The sequence below is a fragment of the Arhodomonas sp. KWT genome (genome assembly GCF_010993615.1).
On record NZ_WNXE01000455.1, the window covers coordinates 1 to 1,351 of the forward strand.

A 1,351-nucleotide genomic window follows, 5' to 3' on the forward strand; every position below is an offset into this window, starting at 1 on the left:
TCCACGGTTCCCCTCCCGCTTCAGGCCGCGGGGCGCCGGAGCGCCCCGCGATCAGGCCGTCGTCGATCCGCCGGGCTCAGTGGCAGCCCGGATAGGTGGTGACGTCGGTGTCCAGGAGGTCCGTCGACAGGCCCTTGAGCCACTCGGTCGAATCCTCGCCGGCCGGGGTCGTGATCGCCTCGGCGGGGAAGACCGTGATGTCGCAGAGCTCGGCGATGTCCTTGCCCTCGACCTGCTTGGCGGTGCCGAGCATCTGGTCCTCCAGGCCCTGGTGATCCGTCGGCCGGATGGTGACCTCGCTGGTCGCGCCGCGGAAGCTCAGGCCCTCGAAGGCATCGGCCAGGGCCTCGGTGTCCGGCCACTCACCGCCGTTGGCCTCGATGGCACGGTCGTAGGCGGCCTGCAGGGCGTCGAACGCCTGGACCATGTGGAAGGCGGAGTAGATCGGCACGTTGCCGGTCTTCTCGCGGAAGCTGCTCACGAACTCGTTGAACTTCTCGTCGTCGGCGTAGCCGGGATGGGCGTAGTAGTGGTCGCCACGCGCGCCGACGATTGCCCCGCTGGGCATATCCTCACCCAGGCGCTCCAGCGAGCTCTCGGCGAGGGGCAGCACCAGCGTCGAACGCTCGTCGAGCCCGCGCTGCTTGGCCTGGCGCACGAAGTTGTCGAGATCGCCGCCCCAGGAGGTGGAGAGCACCACGTCCGGGCGCATCGCCAGCAGCCGCGTGATCTCGGTGGAGAAGTCAGGCGTGCCGAACTTGGGGAAGAACTCGGCGACCACCTCGACGTCCGGCTTCAGGGTCTGCAGCGCGGTACGGAAGATCTTCCAGGAGTCCCGGCCCCAGGCGTAGTCCTGGTTGACCACGGCGATGGTCTTGAAGTCGGGATGGGTCTTCAGCAGATACAGCACCGAGGCCAGCATCTCGGGGGTGGCGTTCGCCTGCGTGCGGAAGACGTAATTGTAGTCGCCCTCCTCGAACACCCGCTGGGTGCCGCAGTCCCACATCAGGTTGACGACCTCGAGGTCCTCGGCGAGCGGCGCGACCTTCAGGCAGTTGCCGCTGGAGATCGAGGCGAACATGACGTCGTAGCCCTCGCTCTGCACCAGCCGGCGGTACTCGGAGAGCAGGTGCTCACTGCCCGCTCCCTCGTCGATGAAGCTCAGGTTGAGCGGTACGCCGTGGATCCCGCCGTTGTCGTTGATCCGTTCGGCCATGATCTCGGCGGCGGCACGCGCGGGCTCGCCGAACACGGAGGCCGGCCCCGAGAGGAACGCGGAAATGCCGATGTCGATCTGCTCGGGCTTGTCGGCGGCGCCGGCCGTGCCGATGCCGAGCGCGCAGACGCCGGC

1 protein-coding gene is annotated in these 1,351 nt (G+C 68.2%); it reads right to left on the reverse strand.

The features are described from left to right. Positions 1 to 76 precede the first annotated feature (76 nt). The coding region (locus G7A99_RS19870) for an ABC transporter substrate-binding protein (RefSeq protein ID WP_205599949.1) at positions 77 to 1,351 on the reverse strand (1,275 nt) is incomplete at its 5' end.